Here is an 18,797-nt window from a genome sequence, read left to right as displayed (position 1 = left end):
CTATTGATCCTGTCGAGGCTCAACCGTGATGATGTGATTACGGCCGAAGACCAGACCGTCGAGAGGCACTTGGATTGGCTTAAGACCTTCGTGCCGCCTGCCGTTGACGAAGACATTCAGCGACAGCACGGCCACCACGCTCGGCACTTGCAAGATAGTGCCGTACAAGCTTGTTGGGAACAGCTCCTCGCCGAATTTTCCCTGGCGTGGGTCCAGCAGCTTATCGAGTGCTTTGATAACAGAGATCGTGACGGCATTGAATGAAGCGTATGGCTCGGCCGTCACGCGCGCCTCGACGCGCACTTCCTGATACTCGGGGCCTTTGACGAAGACCTCGGTCGTAAGCAGCCGCTTTTCATCGAGCGCGGCGCAGATTTCGCGAATCAGATCACCCGAAGGCTTTGGTGGTTTCTCTTCATTGTCAGGGACAATCACGACCGTGACAGCGCCGGGCACCTCTACGCCCGGATGATCCGGGTGGAACAGCGACAAGGCCCTCGCTTTAGCCACACCGCCCATCTCTTCAACCGAAGCCTTGAAATCCTCTGGCGTCACCGCGCGATTACGCTGCCTGAGCAGCGAAGGCGCTTCGGTTTTTATCTCTTCCAGCGTCTGCTCGTCGGCGCCGCCGACAGCGGGCCTTTCGTTGGTAACTTTATCTATGCCTTCCAGTACCGTTTGCGGATTCTTTATAGACCCCTTGCCCGCGTTGTTGCCGCGCGCGCCGCCGCCGTATCGGTATTCCGTGGCAATCACCTGCGCCCCCGCTTCGGGGATGCGGCCCTTCGTCCCGTCGCCGAACTGAATGATCGCGGCTGTGGCGTTGAGGGTGTAATGCGAATCGCCCGCCTTTGAGGCATAAAAATCCTCTACCTTTGTCCACTGTTCGGGCTCGCTGTCGGGCAGCTCGGTTCTCAATTTCAGCGATGCTTTGTCAACGGGTTTTCTCAAGAGTTGAAACTGCTCGCCCGGCTGCCCCTGGCTCTCGCCGAGTATCTCCCCGCGCACAGTACTGAGGTTCACGGCATTGACTGTATTCGGGCGCAGGAAATCAATCTGCGGAGCTCGGCCCGCCGGGTAAGTAGCTGGCCCGGCAATCCGCACGCGAATCCAGAACCGAGGCGTCGGGCTCAGGCGCGCCTCCACAGACGGTTCTATCTCCCGCGGCCCTTCCACGCGGATGTATCCTTCGCGAGTGAAGGCCGCCGTCTCGTCTTCGAAGACGTTCAGTCGCTGCCAGGTCGTGTCGTTCGCCCTGGGGCGGAATTCCCAGACGAGACTGACAGGGGGCACGGGCGGGCTCTGCTCGCCTGTGCATTTCTGCGGCCTTCCGGCAGTTGTCTCCGGCGGCAAAAAGACGGCGAAGGTCATCTCTTGCGGGAACGGTTCGGCCTGCGCATCGAGCGGCTCGTCAGGCGGCTTGAACCCCAGATAAAACGCGTTACCTACGTCGGGGGCAAACCCGAACGGGCGGAACTTTGTGCCGGGGGCCTTATTCGCTTCGGTTACATTTATGAAGGCCGCGCCATCGAAGATGCCCACGTCTTCGAGCGGGAGGCTTATCACATCCAGCCCTCTTTCAGTTTCAAAGATCAGGGGCTCGCCGCCATCATCGATCTGCGCGGAAACCTGCGCCCGTTCCGGGACCGGTTTGGCCTGCGCTCCGGGGGTTGCCGTAAAGGTCAGGCGCGCTCTGGCAGGTCTCGCCGGCCGGAGTTCCTGGCCGAGCAGTTTCAGGAACTTTATATAGTTCTTGAGCGGGACCTGATTCATTCGGAAGAGCATCATCTCTGAAAGCCACGCGAAAAGGTGTAGCAGCGTGATGCCAGGGTCACTGTCGTTGAAGTTGGTCCAGTCCTTTGTGTAGCGCGGGATGCGCAGGCGCAGTTCCCTGACCAACTGCTCGAACTCCCGGTCGTCCAGTTTTGGCTCTTCGAGAGGCATACGATCACCCTGCTCCTTCAATCAGGAAGAATGGGTAGACCAGATTGAAAAAAGCGTTGTTGGCGCGGATGCGATAATCGACCTGGATCAACAACAGGTTGCGCTGTTCGGGCGGCGCTTCAACCCGCACATCGATAACGTCTATGCGCGGCTCCCATTTGGTAAGGGCCGACTTCACCTTCTCCTGCACCAGGCCGTGCAGCATAGCCGTGTTTGCATCAAAGACCAGATCGCAAATGCCGCATCCGAACTCCGGCCTCATCTGCCGCTCGCCGGGTGCGGTCGTCAGGATTAGCCATATGCTCTGGCGTATCTCCTCGTCGCCTGAAACCAGGTTCAACCGGCCCTGCAAATCAGGCTTGACCGGAAACCGCCAGCCCTGACCTATGAAATCTCCGCGTATGTCAGCCACCTATATTCACCGTTCCTTGCGCCACAACTGTTCCTACAGGCATATCAACAGGGTCATTGCAGGTCAGCGCGGTGTCGCCGGAGCGCGCCGCCGGCTTTCCATTGATCGAAACCGTCAGGCTTCCGGTGATGATCGTCGCGCGGTTTTTCGGCGGGACAACGAACGTCCCGCCCTGCGGGATGTGTGGGGGCGTGTTGGTCGCCGTGCTGTTCACGGTCGCCGCCGCGCGACCTTCAATATTGACGTTGCCGCTGAGATTCCCGTCTATGACCCCGCTGAACGGGTGAGGCGTCGGGACGGGCGAACTCGGCCCGGGCGGCTGTATGAGATGGATGTCGGTCGCCGTAATACGGTCCCCTTGTTTTGCTGCCGGCTGCCCCATGTCGCCCCCTTCAGTTAATGTCTACCTTGTTGCCCTGAATCTTGAGCTGGGTCCCGGCCGTCAGCGTCATGTCGGCCGATGCGTTTATCTCGATTGATTGCGCATCGACTTTGACGGAGCCGGCCGGGGCCTTCACTTCTACATTCCCGCTGTCGCAGATGATCTGGATTTTATCGCCCGATGCGTCGAGCACGATCTTGTGCTTGCCGCTTTTATCTATGACTTCGACCTTCTCAGCTCCGCTCGTGTCATCGAGCTTGAGTATGTGGCCCGAACGCGAGACGATGAACCGCCAGTTGTTATCTTTTTTGCCGTCATCCGGCGGCGGGGCATCGACCTTGCTCCAGAGTGCGCCAAGCACGTAGGCGCGGCGCGGGTCTCCGTTTTCGAACGCGATCAGAACCTCGTCTTCTTTTTCAGGCCGGAAGAAAAAGCCGCGCTGCTTTCCCGCCATTGGCGCGACGAGCCTCGCCCAGCAACTCTGCTCGTCGTTGTATTGCGCGAGCCGCACTTTAACCCGCCCAAGCTTTTCCGGGTCATCAAGGTCCATGACCGTACCGATCACGATGCCGTTTTCTCGTTGCTTCATATTTCCTCGCGGCGGCATTCGAACTGCGTCGTATACCCGCTATCGCCGATGGCGTGTGTGGTGGAGGTTATGAAGTACCTGCCGGTGAAACGCTTTCCGAGCCCATCTATCTCGACGACGTTGCCCGCGCGCAGGTCGGGCAGCCCCACGGTCGAGCCGCTCCCTTTCACCATATCTTTGGCGATCTTTTCCAGGGTCTGGACCGCAAGCGTTTTCGCCTCGGCCTCGCTCTCGATTGGCTTGGTCGCTATGATCTCTTTCCGCTGGTTGAATGATTGCTCGATGGCAGACTGATTCCCTTCAGCCCCGACCCCCTTGGTGACTATCTCGCTGCGCTTTGCCGTGTACTCGATCTTTTTCTTGTTCAGCGAGTCCCATCCCCGAACCGTAACTTCGCCTACCTGGTTTGCGGTTGTCAGATCGGGCTTGAACTCGATGAGCGAGCGCCCGTAGCTCAGGCGGTAGGTGAGCTTGCGGGTGTTTAAAGAGGGTGCGAATTTAAGGACGGTCTCTGCGGCCTGTCCGTTCTGCCCCTGTTCCTCGGCTACAAGCTCATACCCTATGCGGCGGGCGCGCTCCATGAGAAAGATGATGTCGTACTGGTTATCCTGGAAGATGTACTTGTATTTCTCTTCGCCCGCACCATTCCCGGTCAAAATCTTTATGCCGAGCCGGGAGCCGACCAGTCGTGCGATCTGAGAGTCGGTCATGTTCTCATAAGCATGAGACTCCTGCTTTGTGCGAAGTTTGTGCAGCACATTAAGGCCGCTGATGGCGAGCGTCGAACTGCCGCTGGCGGGGAAGGCAGGGCGCAGCGCCGTGATCTGCCCGCGAATCATCAATCGCAAACTATCCTTGCCGAAATAGCCCATCCAAAGCTCCAATTCCTTGCCCGGGTCGAACAGGTTGCTGTCGCTATACTTAAAGGCGCGCTCGGCCGCGTCCCAGTTGTTGATCGTGATCTCGAAGCTGTCGATTTCCTGGATATTGTCCTTATAGCTTACCTGTTGGATGTCGCGTATCACGTCCTGCCCTGGCGGCCGGCCGGCGATCTTGACCTGAAATTGTGGGACGTAAAAATCCTGTCCCCCGTAAATTGGAACGGCCTCCGTCGATGACATCTAAGTCCTCCGGTCCGGGTTGCCGAAGACATCCAGCGCCGGGATGACGATCTCCGTGCCGGGAACGAGGCGGCGCGGGTCGGCCAGGGCCGTTGCGTTTGCGGGCTCTTCAGCGATGCGCCGCCACTTCGAAGCGTCCCTGTACTCTTCGAACGCGATCTGAGCCAGGGTATCGCCCTGGCGCACCTTGCGGCGCTTGGTGTGATCGGCCGACTGAAGGTTCAGCTCTTTGAGTTGCTCTTCGAGAGTCTTGTACTCGCGGAAGGAAACGGCGAGCGCGGCGCGCAGCGGGATCCCTGCCGGGTTAAAGACTGTGAATTTTTGCTGAACGCTCTCGACTATGGCGCGAAAGGAGAGGCCGTTGCCCCAGATGAAGCGAACGCGTGGCGGCGCATGCGTCTTCGACTGTATTTTGACGAGCTGATAAACCGGGTCGGTCAATTCGCGCACGTCGCGCACTGCCTGCTCGCCCATCCCGGACTGCGTCGTATCGAAGAAAAGCTCCAGCGTCAGCTTCTCATTTTGCCCCCGGACGAATTGGAGTATGGGTGAGTCGATGCCAGGGATCGCGATCTCGGCAATCTGCGCGCCCTTCGCCAGGGTATATTCGGCCGGATTAAACTGCACGACGATTCGCGCGGGCAGGTTCGGCCCGCGGTCATTGGCATCGACTTCTATGACCGCCTTCTGAAGCGACATCTGGCGTCCTCAGCTACCCGGCTCGAACGGCTCGGCGGCTTGCCGGCGAAGCTGTATCGCCTCGCGCCTCCGCCTGTCGTCCCGTTGGTTTTCGGCGAGCCTTTTCAGGACCAGTTGCACGAGCTTTTCGACCTGCGACGGGCTGAGCGGCAACTCGCCTTCGGCCACAGAAACATCGCTGGTCATCTCCTCTACAAACACTGGCATCTGCTTACGCCTCCAATTGTTTTGTCATTCTCACCTGTTCGGTCATTGTCACTTGATCCGTTCGAGCCCTTGATGGGCGAACTCGACAGTTTCAACAGCTATATTGTTCTGAGCCGCGCTAAGCTCAGGCCCGACCCATTTGATCGGAAAGGCTTGTATGATCTGGAATTCGAGTACATCGCTCTTCCCCGAAGGGTCGTGGACAAGGATCGTTACATTGCGGAATCGCATCTTGCCCTGTATCTGATCTTGGTACCAGTCCCAGAGCGCCTTATTGACGATGCCCCGCTTGAGCGTCAGGTTCGACTGCTTCGTGCGAGTGACAAACTTCCATGTGTGCGTATTGAGCCCGCCTTCGTGGAAGTCCTGCACTTCGGTCTCCATCTGCAAGCCCGAGCAATCGCTGAAACCGCCGGGCGGCAGATCGTCAAACCGCACCGTAAAGCGGAAGCTAGGGATCGGATCTTTTCTTGAGCCTGAATCAGCCATTCTGGCCTACCCCCTGCTCTTGCAAGACCTCCATGGCGTCGAGCGTCTTGCCAATAACTACAACTACAAATTCGGCCGGATATGGCGGCTGCACTCCGACCTGGCAGACGACCCTCCCGGTGTCTATCTGCTCAGGCGGGTTGATCGATTCGTCGCATTTCACAAAGTATGCTTCTTCGGGCGTGGCGCCATCGAGCATCCCCTTGCGGAAGAGCGTCTGCAAATAGGAGCGCACGACCCTGTCCATCTCTCTCCTCAGCAAATCGTTGTTCGGCTCGAAGACAGTCCACTGGGTCCCCTGGTCAATTGCCTTTTCGATCATCGACAACAGCCTGCGCACGTTGACGAAACGCAAATCCGTACTGAGCGTCCGCGCGCCATACACGCGCAAGCCGCGCCCTGCAAATGGGCGCAGCGCGTTGACCCGGTTGTCGTTCAAGAATCCATGCAATATGTCATCGACCGTGAAGCTCAGATCAACCGCCCCTTCGATCATGTCGTTGGCCGGAGGCTTATGAACACCGCGCGCGAAGTCGCTGCGGGCGTATATGCCTGCCAGGTGTCCGCTCGGCGGAATAATGCGCACCAGTCCGGTCAGCAACAGCGGATCATCAACCATGATCCAGGGATAATAGAGGGCCGCGAAACTGCTGCTCCCGAGGCCGCGGCCCCACTTGGCCGCCGCCTCAGGCAGCAAAGGGTTTGATGGGAGCGAACCGTTTGGCATGTCGAGTATGGCTACGCGATAGCGCAGCCTCTCGCAATGCATGATCATCGCCTGCTGTAAGATCAGTATCTGCTCGCTACCGAATGCCGGCGGAAACTCAGCCTCCGGCTGCTTGAAGGTTTCCGGCTGTTGAACGTCAAGGCTAGTGCAATCGAACAATGGCGGCTTCTCGTCGGCCGACACGGGGAGCTTCGGCATGATGTCGGGCATGGCGACGACCGACACTTCTTTGACCTGTTCGAGCGCCGCCAGTCCCCACGGCTTATCGAAGGGCGTGCCCTCGCCGCTGAAGTGTTCCGGTTTTATCCCCGCGAGGCCGTCCGACCCTCCCACGAGCCAGCCTTGAAGGGCGCGGATAGGAGCGACCGCCTGCGCCTGTGCCGGGCTCAGTCTTTTTTTTGGAGTTGACCGTTCAATAGTCACGAGCGGCGTAAGCCGGCTTGCTGGGAGCGCATCCGGTTCGAGCGCCTGGCCCTCCGGCCCTTCTGTCTGAGAAAACCTGAGCGGGTCGCGCTCAAGCTGCTCGGTCCCGTCCGGAAAGTGAAGGGTGAGCGAAAGTATTTGATCGCCGCGTATGAGCCACCGCACAAGTATACGGTTACCCCACGAGCCGGGGCTGCCCGCCGTTATGCGCAGAATGTGGGTCCCGGCGTCGTCGCTGATGTCGAGCGACGCGACTCTGGCCGTAGCGGGGTCAGCGACCCGAACGACCCAGCAGGTCTGCCCCTTGTTTTTGAAAAAGCCCTCGACGGCGTAGGCCAGATACCCTTGTGCGATCTTTCCTCCGAATACATTCATAAACTGCGTGAGCGATTCGATCTTCACGCCTTTGTGCAGGGGTCCCCGCTCGGCGACGCCCACGAACCCTGCGATGTCGGTTCGCAGGGGGCCGATCAATGACGCCGCTGCGTCCTGTCGCTCGAAGTAGACCCCGGGTGTTCGGTAGGTTCGCATAAGGCGATCTCACCCCTTATTCAAGTTCCAGCCCCTCGTGGGCGATCTCAAGCGTTTCGATGGCCATATCATTATTCTTCGCATTCAAGGCTGGCCCCTCCCATTTAGATGGCCATCCTTCGAAGAAGCGCCACACCAGCGCAGGCTTGCGCGATTCGTCCAGCAGCGTTATGGTGCCCGACAGCCGCTGGGTTTGCCCCTGTATCACCTTCTTGCGCCACTCCCAGAGGTCTTTGCTGTTTGTGAACCCGCGCTTGAGGCTGATCTGGGCATACTTGCGCTTGCCCGGAAGCTTGCGCACGGTGATGTCCTCGTTCCCCTCGCGGTATTCAATAATGTCTGTCTCTGTGTTCAGGCCGCCGACCTCCGCAAATCCGGCCCGCATGCCCTGAATGTTTACAATAAAATTAAAGGAGGTGAAGGGGTCGTCTCTGTCTCCGCTCCCAGCCATGTCTGAGCTCCTTATTACTGCACCGCCTCAACGGTCTTCTGCGAGATGCGGAAGATCACGAATTCGGCGGGCTTCACGGGTGCGATGCCGATCAGGCAGATCAGCCGCCCGTTGTCCCAGTCATCTTGCGTCATCGTGGTGCGGTCGCACTTTACGAAGAACGCCTCATCTTGTGTGACGCCGGCTAGCGCACCGTTGCGCCAGACGGTCCTGAGGAAAGCGGTGATTGAAAGGCGTATGGCCGCCCAGGTCGATTCGTAGTTAGGCTCGAAGACAGACCACTGCGTGCCACTGTCTATCGACTGCTCTACGAAGATAAACAGCCTTCGAACGTTGATGTATTTCCACATCGGGTCCGACGACATCGTGCGCGCGCCCCATACGCGTATGCCGCGCCCGTCAGGGCGAAAATCACAAATTACGTTTACGCCCCTGGGGTTGAGCAGGTCCTGCTCCCGCTTACCGAGGAGATGTTTGAGCGGCCTCTTCTCGCCGCTCAGGTCAGTCGTGATGATGCCCCGCACCACTTCGTTGGCGGGCGCTTTGTGTACGCCGCGCTCCACGTCGACGCGGGCGTAGATACCGGCGATGTGGCCCGTCGGCGGCACGAGCAAGTGCCCCTCAGCGGTGTGCCGCGCAGAGACGCGCACCCAGGGCAAGTAGAACGCGCCGTAGGTGCTGTCCTGCGGCGGCCTGATGTTGGCGATAGGCCCGTCTTGGACGGCGTTTGTGGCGCTCATAATTGCGAAGCGATCTTTAAGCGTCTCGCACTGTATCAAGATGCTCGACCTTAGGGCTGCGACCCCTTGGTCATCGAGCGACACTTCGTCCGGGACTGCCAACAGCGAGATGTCACGGATGGCCGACAGCCCCAGCAGACCCGTCATTCCTAGTAAGGGTTGGGCCGGGTTGGCGGGCGCACCCTGATACTCGACCTCGGTCGGTTCCCCATTGGCCGGAGCCCCACCGGCGAGCCGTATAGCGTTGGGGCCGAATGGCACGTCGGGCGGGCGGCCTCCGGTGTTATCCATATTCAGAGTGATGAGCCGTGAAGAGGAGTTGACGACCGTCTGCGCGAAGTTCGTGTCTGTCGACACGAGCGACAGGTTGTCAAAATCCTCAAGGACATCCGGCTCATTGAGGTTCGGATTGCCGATGTTGGCGGCGGAAGTCGGATCAGGATCAGGAACGTCGTTCGGGTCACGGTAATAGATCAGCGTCAACCGAAACCAATCTGCCGTCGGCGAACCAGCGGCTCCTTGAAGCGAGGCCGGCCTGATACTGACGAAGATATTGTTTCCCCAGGTGCCGGGCCCGATGGCTGTCGCTATCGTGGCGTTCCCGATATCGCCCGAAGCGGGGATTGCGCCGGGCGGAGTGATGCGGGCCACAAACAGCCGCTGTCCGCCGTTATCAAAGAACCCGCGGACGGCGTAGGGCAAGAATTGATGAACGGCCTGTCCTGGTGGGAGGTTGAAATCAACGTAGCCGCCGAACCATCGGTAATAATCCTCCCAGCTCGTCACAAGGCGCGGCACAGTGGGTCCGCGCTCAGTTTGCCCGACCATGCCGGCAGTGCTCGTGCTGACGCCTTCGATGGGTCGAGTCCCGGTGCTGACTTCTTCAACGTAAACTCCTGGCGCGAGGTACTCAGGCATTGCGGTCTCCTTAATTCATTGCGATTTGGAAAGTCGGGACGACAACCGTCGCGCGGCGTCGTATTTGGATGTCTTGTTCCTGCGTGCGCCCGTTGGGTGCGCGCGCGGTAACACGCGCCTGCGTGTCGTCTTGGAGCATGCTCATGTAAAAAAACCATTGCCCGTCGGAGAGCGATAGCGACTGGCCGGGCTGGGCCGAAACCGTCACCATCGAGCGAGGGATCGGTGTCCCACTCGTATCGAGCACACGCCCGCGCAAGGCCGTCTGCGGCAGGCCGTTATCCGTACCCGGAAGCACCGCCACATTTGAAACATTGAACGAGCTACCGCCCGGCAACGCGAAGTTGAGCGTGAGCGCAATCGGCGGCGTACTGCGGTCGAGGACCATTGCCACGACCCAGTCGCCGTTCGGGCCGGTCAAGCAACTGTTAAAGGGCGACTCTACGACCGGCTCTATGATCGTCACCTTCGCCCCGGCTATTGGTTTGCCGGGACCGATTTCAAACAGGCTGCCACGCAAGAGGGTCAATCTGTTCTGCTTCAGCGTCAGGTCCGGAAACGGGTATGCCGGGCCGGGCAGAAGGCTCAGGGTTTGTGGTTCAGCGGATTCGAGCGGGAAATTCATATCGTGTTCGATAGTCTGATAGAAGTCGCCTTCTACGCGCAGGCGATAGCGGCCCGCCGGGATGCTGACCGCTGATGTCGTGCCTATCGAAACCTCTTTTGGGAACAAGTAAACGCCACTAGGGTTTGTTTGGGGTTGCAGCCGAAGTGGCGGATCGAATGGTAGGGTGTTGTCTCCGAGGATTTGCGCCACGAGCAGGAATCGAATCTCGCCCACCACGGTAGGAAATGCTCCGCGCGTGCCGCGAAGTTGTGCGAACCGATCTACCAGCGTGATAGCGCCTATCGGTGCGGCTGTGAATCTCTCGAAGACTAAAGCCATTCCCTGTAACCTCAAGCTTCTTCCTTTATCTTCAAACGGCCGCCGGGCTCTGTTGGAAATCCGCCGTGCGTTCAAGGACGCGGCCAGTCTGCTCCGTGCGCTCGGAATCTATCCTTACCACGCGGACCTCGTAGCAGACCGAAAGGCGATAAGGTTGCTGCAATGCTTCCCAAACCTCCGCAAGCTCGCGCAAGTCGCGCTGGCACATGCTTATGCGCAACTCCTCGGCAGTGCCGGGCTTTTCCTTGCTTTCGAGCCGCAATATAGAGTTGTCGTGAAAAATCTGGAGGCTTCTACCAAGAACCATCTGGTCGCCTTCCATGCTCTTTGTCGAAGGCGTGAGCAGGTAATAAAGATTCAGCGGCAGCGGCGGGTATTGAATCGTATCATCCTGCTGCGGCATACGTGATGGAGCTTGGTTTCGCATGAACTCGTTTCCCTGCACCTGGTATAGCCAAAGCGAAAGGCGGAGGTCCTTATTACTCGCGGCATCTGCCGGGTTAAGCAAAACTATCGCCTCTTCGTTGTCCACGTGCTGCGTCAGCTCAAGGTCGTCTTTGAAGCCGTCCCACAGCGTGCTGTGAAGTAGATTGCTAACCTCCGCAATAATCTTGTAGCTGCCCACGTCTCGCTCCCGTCATTCGTCTTCATGCCGGATCGCTCCAAACGACCTGTAGTATTCAGCTAATGCATCGTTGAGCAGTTGGCATAGTTTCCTCGCGCCTGAAGGCGAGGTGATAACCCGCAGATAGATGTGCGCAGGTTCCGTTTCAAGACCCAGTTGACCGAGGTCGAGCAGGAATTCAAAGGCGTTATGGCCGATCTCAAAATAATTGGCATACCTGCCTTCACTAAGTTGGGAACGATCTGCCTCGCTTATCTCCATGCTCTTAGACTTTCCCACTTTACCGGAGTCTGCTCGCGCCATTCAGGCCGGCGGCGGCGCGGCGGCTTCCTCGATAGAAGCGAGGGTATTCTTGCGTCTGTTGTCCGTCTTGTCCTTCCACTCTTTTTGCTTGCTATCGAGCTGGGCATTTGCATTATCCAGATCGGCTTTGGCCTTCGCCTCAGCATCGGCCGCGACAGACACAGCAGTGGCTGCGGCGTTTACCTGTTCTTCGTAGTTCTTGAGATCAGGAGTATTCGCTTCGAGTTGGTCGAGACCATCCTTCATCTCCAAAAGGAGGAAGTACATACGCGCGTAATTACCCTTGGCGTATTCGCCCTCGACAAGGGTGTGTAGCGAGGCCAGGTCTTTTAATAAATCGTTATCGCTTTGAGCAAGGTTTACCTGTTTATCATAATCCTTCTTTTTCTCTGCGGTGACAGCTTTGGCCTGTTCATAAGCAGCTTGCAGGTCGGGAATGGTCGTCTCGCGGAGGGTCTTGATCTCACCGGCAAGCTTGTCGATCTCGCCTTTGTCCGCTTCCTTCTTATCTTTGAGAGCTTGCCTTTCCTCATCGCTCAGGTGGCATTTGAGCGTGGCTAACCTGTCAAGGGAGAATTTCGATTCCTTTTCCATCTTCTCCAGGATAAGTTTGCGAGCCGCGTCCCAGGAGCCTTTCTTGCCATTGATCTCTTCGACGGTCTTGCCCAGGTTATTTACCTTACTCTTCAACTGCTCTATCTCTTTGGCCAGGTTCGCGTTCTGGGTTTGCGACTCTTGCAATTTGCCTTGGAGCAGTTCAAGCTCTTCCGCGGGGGTCTTGGCGGGTCCATGCGACATTGATAATCTCCTTTGCAGACCATCTATATGCATAGCCCGTTCCCGGAGAGTTCCAAGAACTTCGGAATCCGCATAAGTGGTTCAAACCGATAGCGATCTATGATTTTCTTGCGCGAGGCGCGGGAAGAGTCGGATGGTTTTGTGTAGCAGGTAGTGTTACAACCAGGGAGCCGGCGAATTAAAGTTCGATTAAGTTTATCGGAACTTTATAGCAATAGAACGGTTGTGACAGGGCCCTATACCAGGCTGTTACAGTTGTGACACCTTCTGAAGCTGTACCACAGAATGTTCCGAACAGTAGCTAAGAAGGCGGATCAAGAAGGACGTAAATGGAAGAAAGAAAAAGAACGGGTAACAAGAATTCGGGTTGCTAAACCGCTAGAGGCTGTAAAGACCTATCGAGGGTTCGAATCCCTCCTTCTCCGCTCTCATTTTACAAAGCAAAACGCCGGTGCTTGACGTCAAGCACCGGCGTTTTCTTTTCAGGCTGGCTGCCGTCACTGGCACTGGCAGGTGTTGTTGCGCGTGTCGCGGTCGTTGATTGTACAGCGCGGTGTACCCGGCGGGACTTGCAGGCTCGCCGTGGCGCGGTGAACACCTTCGTCGTCGGTTACCAGCACGCGCCGGTCGGCGGCGGTGTGGTCGAGCGTGTAGGTGTTGCCGCGTATCGTGATCTTGCCACGGCCTGTGAAGGTCGTGCCATTGCAGCAGAAGCGGTAATCGCCCGTCAGTGTGTTGACCAACACGACGGTCGTCGGGTTGCTGTCGTCTTGAATGCAGAGGTCGAAGACCGTCACGCGGAACGAACAACTCGCCGTGTTGCCGCCGGCATCGGTCACCGTGCAGTTGACGGTCGTCGTGCCGCGCGCAAAGCAGCTGCCGGAGGGCGGCGAGCAGACCACGGCGTTCGGCGGCAGTGGGCAGTTGTCGCTGGCCTTCGGCGCCGGATAGGTGACCGTGGCGCAGGTCGCCCCCGGTGTCGTGACGACGGTGACGTTCGCCGGGCAAGTGATCGAAGGTGGGGTCGTGTCGTTGACCGTCACGGTAAACGAACAGCTCGCCGTGTTGCCGCTGGCATCAGCAACCATGCAGGTGACGGTCGTCGTGCCCCCCTGGAAAGTTGACCCCGAAGGCGGCGAGCAACTCGGCGCGCCGACATTCGGGCAATTGTCGCTCACGGTCGGCGGCGGGTAGGTGACGGTGGCCGAACACTGCCCCGGGCCGGCGCTCTGCGAGGTGTTGGCCGGGCAGGTGATCGCAGGCGGCTGGGTGTCGTTGACCGTCACAGGGAACATGCAGGTGCCGACATTCTTCGAGCTGTCGGTCGCCGTGCAGGTCACGGTCGTCGTGCCTTTCTGGAAGATCGAGCCCGACGGCGGCGTGCAGGTCGCCGGCACCGGCCCATCGCAGTTATCGTTGGCCGTCACCGTGTAGGTAACGGCTGCCTGGCACTGGTTGGGGTCTGTGCTCTTGGTGACGCTCGCCGGGCAGGAGAGCGCCGGCGGCACCTGATCGGTAACCGTGATCGTAAACGAGCACATCGCCGTGGCGTTGTTGATGTCGGTTACCGAGCAGGTAACCGTAGTGGTGCCGCGCGGGAAGTTTGAACCGGGCGGCGGCGAGCAACTCGGTGTGCAGGAGGCCGCCCCTCTGGGCGAAACCATCTTCGGCGAGGACGGTCTAGCGCCACCGCCACCACCCGCGTTGCACGGGCAGTCCACCGGCGGCAGCGAATAGTCCACCTTCGCCGCGCACTGATTGGCGTCGGTCGAGACAGAGAAACTTTCTGGGCAGAAGATCGCCGGCTGAGTCGTGCAGGGCACCGCTTCATAAGAGCCGACATCGCAGGCCGAGCCTTGCGGGCGGAGAATGCCGCGCTGATCCGTTTCGAGAGGGGTCTTGCTATTTAGCGGGGTACAGTCGGGCGCGGCGTCAATGGCGACGCTGCCCGGCAGCAGCGCGTGCGTCTGCGTCGGGCCGCCGTTATCCGCGAGCGGGCCGAGGTTCAGCCCGCCCGGACCCGTTGACGGCACCTGCGTGAAGCCGCAGCCGCCAGTAGTCGTGAAGTTGACTCCCGAGGCCACGGTCGCTCCGTTGCTTGCACAGTCGCCCCCCGACGGGTTGTTAGCGACGATGGAGTTCTTGACGTTCACCGTCGCGCCATTATTGTAGATGCCGCCGCCAGCATGGGCGGAGTTGTTCGCTATCGTCGTGAAGCTGATGTCCGCCGTGCCTCCGATGCCGTTGTAGAAGCCGCCGCCAGCGCCCACCGTCGAGTCGGTGAAGTTGCCTGATAAGGTGCTGTTGATGATCGTCAGAAAGCCCTCATTGTAGACGCCACCGCCGGCGGCGGCGGCGCTGTTGCCAGAGAGCGTGCTATTGATGATGGTCAGGCTGCTGCTGCCGAAATTGTAGACGCCGCCGCCGTTGCGCCCGGCAGAGTTGCCAGAGAGTGTGCTGTTGGTGATCGTCAGCGTGCCCAGGTTAAAGATACCGCCGCCATCCATGCCTCCGCTGACTGAGTTGCCTGACAACACGACATTGGTAAGCATCAGCGTTCCTTGATTGTAGATGCCGCCGCCATTCACGCCGGCGAGCCCGCCGTCGCTAATGGTGAGGCCGGAAATATCTACGGTAGCGGAACTGCCGATTTCGAAGATGCGCGACTGGTGGTTGCCGCTGATGGTCAGGGTGAAGGGGCCAGGCCCGGTGATCGTCAGGTCGTCGGTGATCAGCAGCTCGCCCGAAGTCAGCGTGATCGTCCCCCAGGCGGACTTGTCAAATTCTATTGTGTCCGGGCCGGGGTTCGCGTTCGCGTCCATGATGGCCTGCCGTAGCGAGCCTTCGCCGCTATCATCCCGATTGGTTACGAGATAGGAGTCCGGCACCCGAGTCGTGCTGTGCGCCCGCGCGCCGCCTGCGCGCACCCCCAACAGGATCGCCAAAAAGATCAGCGGTAACGCCGCTGCTACAACGGTTCTGCGCTTCGATTTCGCCTGGCTCATTCGTTGATTCCTCCTCGCTGGTCTGGTGCTGCAAGGGACGACTGAACATCCCGGCTGTCCACGGCGGGTCGTTACGGATGGGGATGCGAATCAACCTACCACAGCCGCTTTGCTCCGTTCAAGCGGGCCGGGCATCACAGCAGGGCCTATTCATTCTCGAATAACCATTGGGGGATGAACCGCCAAGACGCCAAGACCGCCAAGAAAAGCTCTGTCTTCTCTTGGCGGTCTTGGCGTCTTGGCGGTTTAAGTCTGGAGAATGAATAGACCCTGGGCATCACAGCAGGCTTGCTCACATACGCAGGGGCGCGGCGCTCAGTGAATCTGGTTATTCTCTGCGGCGGCGCGGTCAGTGAGCGCCGTCAGCCACGAGCGGCTCATCTCGGATTCGCTCTGGCGGCCTTTCGCGCGACGCGTGCCGATGCCGCCGGCTTCGGGCAAGAGCTGATTGACCAGGCCGAGCAGGTCTGCCGTCAGTCCGGGAAAGACGCCGTGGAATAATGCCGCCGCCTTTGCCTGAACGGTTAATACGACCTCGGCGTCGCCGTGTCGCGTGGCGTCAATGATCTGCCGCGCCGCGCGCCGCGCGTTGATCGAGGTGAGCGGCAGCGAGTCGCTGATCTTGAACCAGGCATATTCGGCTTCGTGCTGGCCCTTGAAGCTGGCATTGCGCGGGCTGCCGGTTCGCATCAGGCCGGGGCAAACGGTCGTCACGATAATGCCATCTTTGCGCAGCTCGGCACGCAAGCCTTCGGACAAGCCGACGAGCGCGAATTTGCTGGCGCTGTAAGGCAGCAGGTGCGGCACGCTGAGCTTGCCGCCGATGGACGAGACATTGACGATGCGCCCCTGGCCGCGCAGCCGCATCCCCGGCAGCACCGCCAGCACCGCGTAGAGCGGCCCCCAGAAGTGGACGCGCATGGCCTGCTCGTAATCTTCGACGGTCATCACGTCCATCGGCCCGACAGAAATAATGCCGGCGTTGTTGATCAGCACATCAATCTGGCCGAAGTGGTTCTGCGCCGCCTGCACAAAGGCTTCGACCTGCTGGCGGTCGCTGACATCGCAGGGCAGGGCGATGACTTCGGTCATCTGGCCAAGTTCTTCTTGCGCCCGTTGCAGTTCGTCCTGGTCACGAGCGCAGATGGCCAAACGCGCGCCTTCGCGGGCCAGCTCGCGAGCGATCAACAATCCCAGCCCGCGCGAGCCGCCGGTGATTAAAACCACCTGCCCGCGAAAGCTGTAGGCGGTGGCCTGACGAATGAGCGCCCGCGCCGCAAGCAAGGCTCCGGCCCCCAGCGCACTAAGAAGCAGTTTGTTGTTTATCCGATTACCCATAGCTCGCTCCTAGATAGTGATGAGTGATGAGTAATGAGTGATAAGTAAAATACGCGGCGTTCAGCGTGCCTTCTTTTCACTCATCACTCACCACTCATCACTTGATTTCGACAATGACCGGCGCGTGGTCGGATGGCCGCTCCCAACTGCGCGGCGCTGCGTCAATGGCCGCGCCGGTCGTGCGCGCCGCCAGCCGCTCGGTCGTCCAGATGTGATCGATGCGCAAGCCGAGGTTGCGCTTGAACGAGCCGGCGCGATAATCCCACCACGAGAACTGCTTCGGCTCGTCGTTGTGCCGGCGAAAGGCATCTACGAAGCCCCAGTCTTTGATCTCGGCCAGCGCCGCGCGCTCCGGCTCGCTGAACAGCACGCGATGTTCCCAGAGCTTCGGGTTATGCACGTCGCGGTCTTCGGGCGCGACGTTGAAGTCGCCGCACAACAGCACCTGCTGGCGCGGCGTGTAGCCGGCATCAAAGAACTCGCGCAGCCGCCGCATCCACTCCAGCTTGAAAGCGTACTTGTCGGTGCCGACCGCCTGGCCGTTGGGGATGTAGACGTTGACGATGCGCACGCCGTCAACCGTCCCGGCGAGCAAGCGCGCATGGGCATCCGCCGCGTCGTCAGGAAAACCGCGCTGCACATCACGGCACTTGTCGCGTGACAAGATAGCGACGCCGTTATAGGTGCGCTGGCCGAAGATGGTTGACTCGTAGCCGAGCACCGCAAACGCCTCAGCCGGGAAGCGGTCGTCGGTGCATTTGATCTCTTGCAAGCAGAGTACGTCGGGCCGCGCTTCTTCAATCCAGCGCGTCACCAGCGGCAGGCGCGCGGTGATCGAATTGACGTTCCAGGTTGCCAGTTTCAATTTGCTCGTTCCTTTCCGAGTGATGCGCGGCGGCTTATTTCTTGATCGCGTTGGCAGGATGGTCCGCGGGGCGCGTGGCGGTGGCGACGACCAGGCCACGGCTCGTAGCAAGAATCAGCCGGTCGCCGGCAAAGATGGGCGCGGCGACGATCTCGTAATCTTTATCGAGCTGGTAAAGATTCACGCGCCGGCCATTGGCATTGAGGAAGACGGCGACGTAATCGCCGCGCAACGGCGCGACCATCGCCGCATCGCCTTCGACGATGGGCGCGGCGGTGATGCGATTCTCCAGCCGCCGCTTCCACAGGCGGTCGCCGCTGGCGCGCGCCAGCGCATAAACGAAATTGTCGAACGACGCGATCAGCACACGGTCGCCAACGATGACCGGCGGCGCTTCGATGGCCGCGCCGGTGCGCGACCGCCAGCGCAGCTTGCCCGTCGCCTGCTCGACCGCGTAGACGTAACCGTCGCCGGAGCCGACGTAGAAGACGCGTTCATCGCTGGCCGGCTGCCCGGTGATCTTGCCGCCGGTTTGCAGCTTCCAGACGAGCTTGCCGGTCTCGGCTTCGACGACGCGCAGCGCGCCATCATCGCTGCCAAAGGCGACGACATTCGCGGTGACGAGCGCCGCGCCGCGCACGACGTCCTGGGTGGCGACTTTCCAGACCGTGTTGCCGTCGCGGGCATCGAGCGCATAGAAAGCGCCATCGGTGCTGCCGCCATAAAGCCGCCCATTGCTGACCGCAAGCGGCGAAGCGAAGGCGCGCGGGTAATCTTTCACCCAGGCGGTCAGGCCGGTCGTCTTATCAACCGCGAGCAGACTGGCGCCGGCTTCCGAGCCATCGGCGGCGAGCTTGCGCGTCACGACATAGATGACTTGATCGCTTGCGGCAATCGGCGCGCTAATCAGCCCGCCGGGCTCCGCCGACCACAACAGCGTCCCGGTGTCGCGGTCGAGACAGAAGACGCGCCCGCCCGTAAGCGGCAGATAGATGCGCGCGCCGTCGAGCGTCGGCGGCACCGCCAGCGCGTCGTCGGTCAGGTGCTGCCAGACGCGCTTGAACGGCAAGGCCAGCCGCGAAGTCGAAACCGCACCCGGCTCGGCCAGTGGATTAGCCGTCGCTGCTTTGTTCTGTTTTGCCTGAGCGGGCGTTTCGTTGCTTTGCGCGAGCACACGGGCGCTGAAGATTAAGAGCAAGGCGGCGATGATGAGTGCCGGAATCCGCATGATGAATACTCGGGCTAAATTCTATTTCACTACAGATTCCAGCCGCACGCAATGTT

General features: G+C 59.8%; 19 protein-coding genes. All 19 read right to left on the bottom strand.

Going from position 1 to position 18,797, the window contains the following annotated elements:
• Entirely contained in the window at positions 1-1,944 is a 1,944-nt protein-coding gene (locus tag VJ464_04340) for a putative baseplate assembly protein (GenBank protein HKQ04337.1), read from the bottom strand.
• Positions 1,945-1,948: 4 nt separating this feature from the next.
• Positions 1,949-2,356, bottom strand: a complete 408-nt coding sequence (locus VJ464_04335) for a GPW/gp25 family protein (GenBank protein ID HKQ04336.1) — start codon at positions 2,354-2,356, stop codon at positions 1,949-1,951.
• Positions 2,349-2,738: a PAAR domain-containing protein gene (locus tag VJ464_04330; protein HKQ04335.1), complete on the bottom strand. Its 390-nt coding sequence runs from the start codon at positions 2,736-2,738 to the stop codon at positions 2,349-2,351. The genes VJ464_04335 and VJ464_04330 overlap by 8 nt, the downstream gene beginning before the upstream one ends.
• Before the next feature lie 10 nt (positions 2,739-2,748).
• Entirely contained in the window at positions 2,749-3,327 is a 579-nt protein-coding gene (locus VJ464_04325) for a phage baseplate assembly protein V (protein ID HKQ04334.1), read from the bottom strand.
• A complete protein-coding gene (locus VJ464_04320) occupies positions 3,324-4,448 on the bottom strand; it encodes a hypothetical protein (protein HKQ04333.1) in 1,125 nt (374 codons plus the stop codon). Before VJ464_04320 ends, VJ464_04325 begins: the two co-directional genes overlap by 4 nt.
• The gene (locus VJ464_04315; GenBank protein HKQ04332.1) at positions 4,449-5,147 is read right to left on the bottom strand and encodes a peptidoglycan-binding protein; all 699 of its coding nucleotides are present in this window, start codon (positions 5,145-5,147) and stop codon (positions 4,449-4,451) included.
• A gap of 9 nt (positions 5,148-5,156) precedes the next feature.
• Entirely contained in the window at positions 5,157-5,354 is a 198-nt protein-coding gene (locus tag VJ464_04310) for a hypothetical protein (GenBank protein ID HKQ04331.1), read from the bottom strand.
• Positions 5,355-5,402: 48 nt separating this feature from the next.
• Positions 5,403-5,843 (bottom strand): phage tail protein, encoded by a 441-nt coding sequence (locus tag VJ464_04305; GenBank protein HKQ04330.1) that lies wholly within the window; start codon positions 5,841-5,843, stop codon positions 5,403-5,405.
• Positions 5,836-7,524, bottom strand: coding sequence for a phage tail sheath C-terminal domain-containing protein (locus VJ464_04300; GenBank protein ID HKQ04329.1), 1,689 nt, complete (start codon positions 7,522-7,524; stop codon positions 5,836-5,838). Before VJ464_04300 ends, VJ464_04305 begins: the two co-directional genes overlap by 8 nt.
• A gap of 16 nt (positions 7,525-7,540) precedes the next feature.
• Positions 7,541-7,975 carry a phage tail protein gene (locus VJ464_04295; GenBank protein HKQ04328.1) on the bottom strand — a complete coding sequence of 145 codons (435 nt, stop codon included), beginning with the start codon at positions 7,973-7,975 and terminating at the stop codon, positions 7,541-7,543.
• 14 nt (positions 7,976-7,989) lie between these two features.
• Positions 7,990-9,633 (bottom strand): phage tail sheath C-terminal domain-containing protein, encoded by a 1,644-nt coding sequence (locus tag VJ464_04290; GenBank protein ID HKQ04327.1) that lies wholly within the window; start codon positions 9,631-9,633, stop codon positions 7,990-7,992.
• Positions 9,634-9,643: 10 nt separating this feature from the next.
• Positions 9,644-10,579: a carboxypeptidase-like regulatory domain-containing protein gene (locus tag VJ464_04285; GenBank protein ID HKQ04326.1), complete on the bottom strand. Its 936-nt coding sequence runs from the start codon at positions 10,577-10,579 to the stop codon at positions 9,644-9,646.
• A gap of 31 nt (positions 10,580-10,610) precedes the next feature.
• Positions 10,611-11,204 (bottom strand): DUF4255 domain-containing protein, encoded by a 594-nt coding sequence (locus tag VJ464_04280; protein HKQ04325.1) that lies wholly within the window; start codon positions 11,202-11,204, stop codon positions 10,611-10,613.
• 12 nt (positions 11,205-11,216) lie between these two features.
• Entirely contained in the window at positions 11,217-11,465 is a 249-nt protein-coding gene (locus tag VJ464_04275) for a DUF3467 domain-containing protein (GenBank protein HKQ04324.1), read from the bottom strand.
• Positions 11,466-11,507: 42 nt separating this feature from the next.
• Positions 11,508-12,305, bottom strand: a complete 798-nt coding sequence (locus VJ464_04270; protein ID HKQ04323.1) for a hypothetical protein — start codon at positions 12,303-12,305, stop codon at positions 11,508-11,510.
• A gap of 497 nt (positions 12,306-12,802) precedes the next feature.
• Positions 12,803-15,310, bottom strand: coding sequence for an HYR domain-containing protein (locus VJ464_04265; GenBank protein HKQ04322.1), 2,508 nt, complete (start codon positions 15,308-15,310; stop codon positions 12,803-12,805).
• Between the two features lie 315 nt (positions 15,311-15,625).
• The gene (locus tag VJ464_04260) at positions 15,626-16,648 is read right to left on the bottom strand and encodes an SDR family NAD(P)-dependent oxidoreductase (protein ID HKQ04321.1); all 1,023 of its coding nucleotides are present in this window, start codon (positions 16,646-16,648) and stop codon (positions 15,626-15,628) included.
• 97 nt (positions 16,649-16,745) lie between these two features.
• Complete coding sequence (gene xth / locus VJ464_04255; protein ID HKQ04320.1) at positions 16,746-17,513, bottom strand: exodeoxyribonuclease III; 768 nt, start codon at positions 17,511-17,513, stop codon at positions 16,746-16,748.
• Positions 17,514-17,547: 34 nt separating this feature from the next.
• Entirely contained in the window at positions 17,548-18,741 is a 1,194-nt protein-coding gene (locus VJ464_04250; protein HKQ04319.1) for a PQQ-binding-like beta-propeller repeat protein, read from the bottom strand.
• Between the last annotated feature and the right edge of the window lie 56 nt (positions 18,742-18,797).

This window comes from Blastocatellia bacterium (assembly GCA_035275065.1).
GTDB lineage: Bacteria > Acidobacteriota > Blastocatellia > UBA7656 > UBA7656 > DATENM01.
This window is presented reverse-complemented; position numbering and strand designations above follow the sequence as displayed.

Coding starts and splice junctions, on each gene's coding strand:
- VJ464_04340 (HKQ04337.1), bottom strand. CDS start 1,944: ATGCCTCTCGAAGAGCCAAAACTGGACGACCGGGAGTTCGAGCAGTTG.
- VJ464_04330 (HKQ04335.1), bottom strand. CDS start 2,738: ATGGGGCAGCCGGCAGCAAAACAAGGGGACCGTATTACGGCGACCGAC.
- VJ464_04325 (HKQ04334.1), bottom strand. CDS start 3,327: ATGAAGCAACGAGAAAACGGCATCGTGATCGGTACGGTCATGGACCTT.
- VJ464_04320 (HKQ04333.1), bottom strand. CDS start 4,448: ATGTCATCGACGGAGGCCGTTCCAATTTACGGGGGACAGGATTTTTAC.
- VJ464_04315 (HKQ04332.1), bottom strand. CDS start 5,147: ATGTCGCTTCAGAAGGCGGTCATAGAAGTCGATGCCAATGACCGCGGG.
- VJ464_04310 (HKQ04331.1), bottom strand. CDS start 5,354: ATGCCAGTGTTTGTAGAGGAGATGACCAGCGATGTTTCTGTGGCCGAA.
- VJ464_04305 (HKQ04330.1), bottom strand. CDS start 5,843: ATGGCTGATTCAGGCTCAAGAAAAGATCCGATCCCTAGCTTCCGCTTT.
- VJ464_04300 (HKQ04329.1), bottom strand. CDS start 7,524: ATGCGAACCTACCGAACACCCGGGGTCTACTTCGAGCGACAGGACGCA.
- VJ464_04295 (HKQ04328.1), bottom strand. CDS start 7,975: ATGGCTGGGAGCGGAGACAGAGACGACCCCTTCACCTCCTTTAATTTT.
- VJ464_04290 (HKQ04327.1), bottom strand. CDS start 9,633: ATGCCTGAGTACCTCGCGCCAGGAGTTTACGTTGAAGAAGTCAGCACC.
- VJ464_04285 (HKQ04326.1), bottom strand. CDS start 10,579: ATGGCTTTAGTCTTCGAGAGATTCACAGCCGCACCGATAGGCGCTATC.
- VJ464_04275 (HKQ04324.1), bottom strand. CDS start 11,465: ATGGAGATAAGCGAGGCAGATCGTTCCCAACTTAGTGAAGGCAGGTAT.
- VJ464_04270 (HKQ04323.1), bottom strand. CDS start 12,305: ATGTCGCATGGACCCGCCAAGACCCCCGCGGAAGAGCTTGAACTGCTC.
- VJ464_04265 (HKQ04322.1), bottom strand. CDS start 15,310: ATGAGCCAGGCGAAATCGAAGCGCAGAACCGTTGTAGCAGCGGCGTTA.
- VJ464_04260 (HKQ04321.1), bottom strand. CDS start 16,648: ATGGGTAATCGGATAAACAACAAACTGCTTCTTAGTGCGCTGGGGGCC.
- VJ464_04250 (HKQ04319.1), bottom strand. CDS start 18,741: ATGCGGATTCCGGCACTCATCATCGCCGCCTTGCTCTTAATCTTCAGC.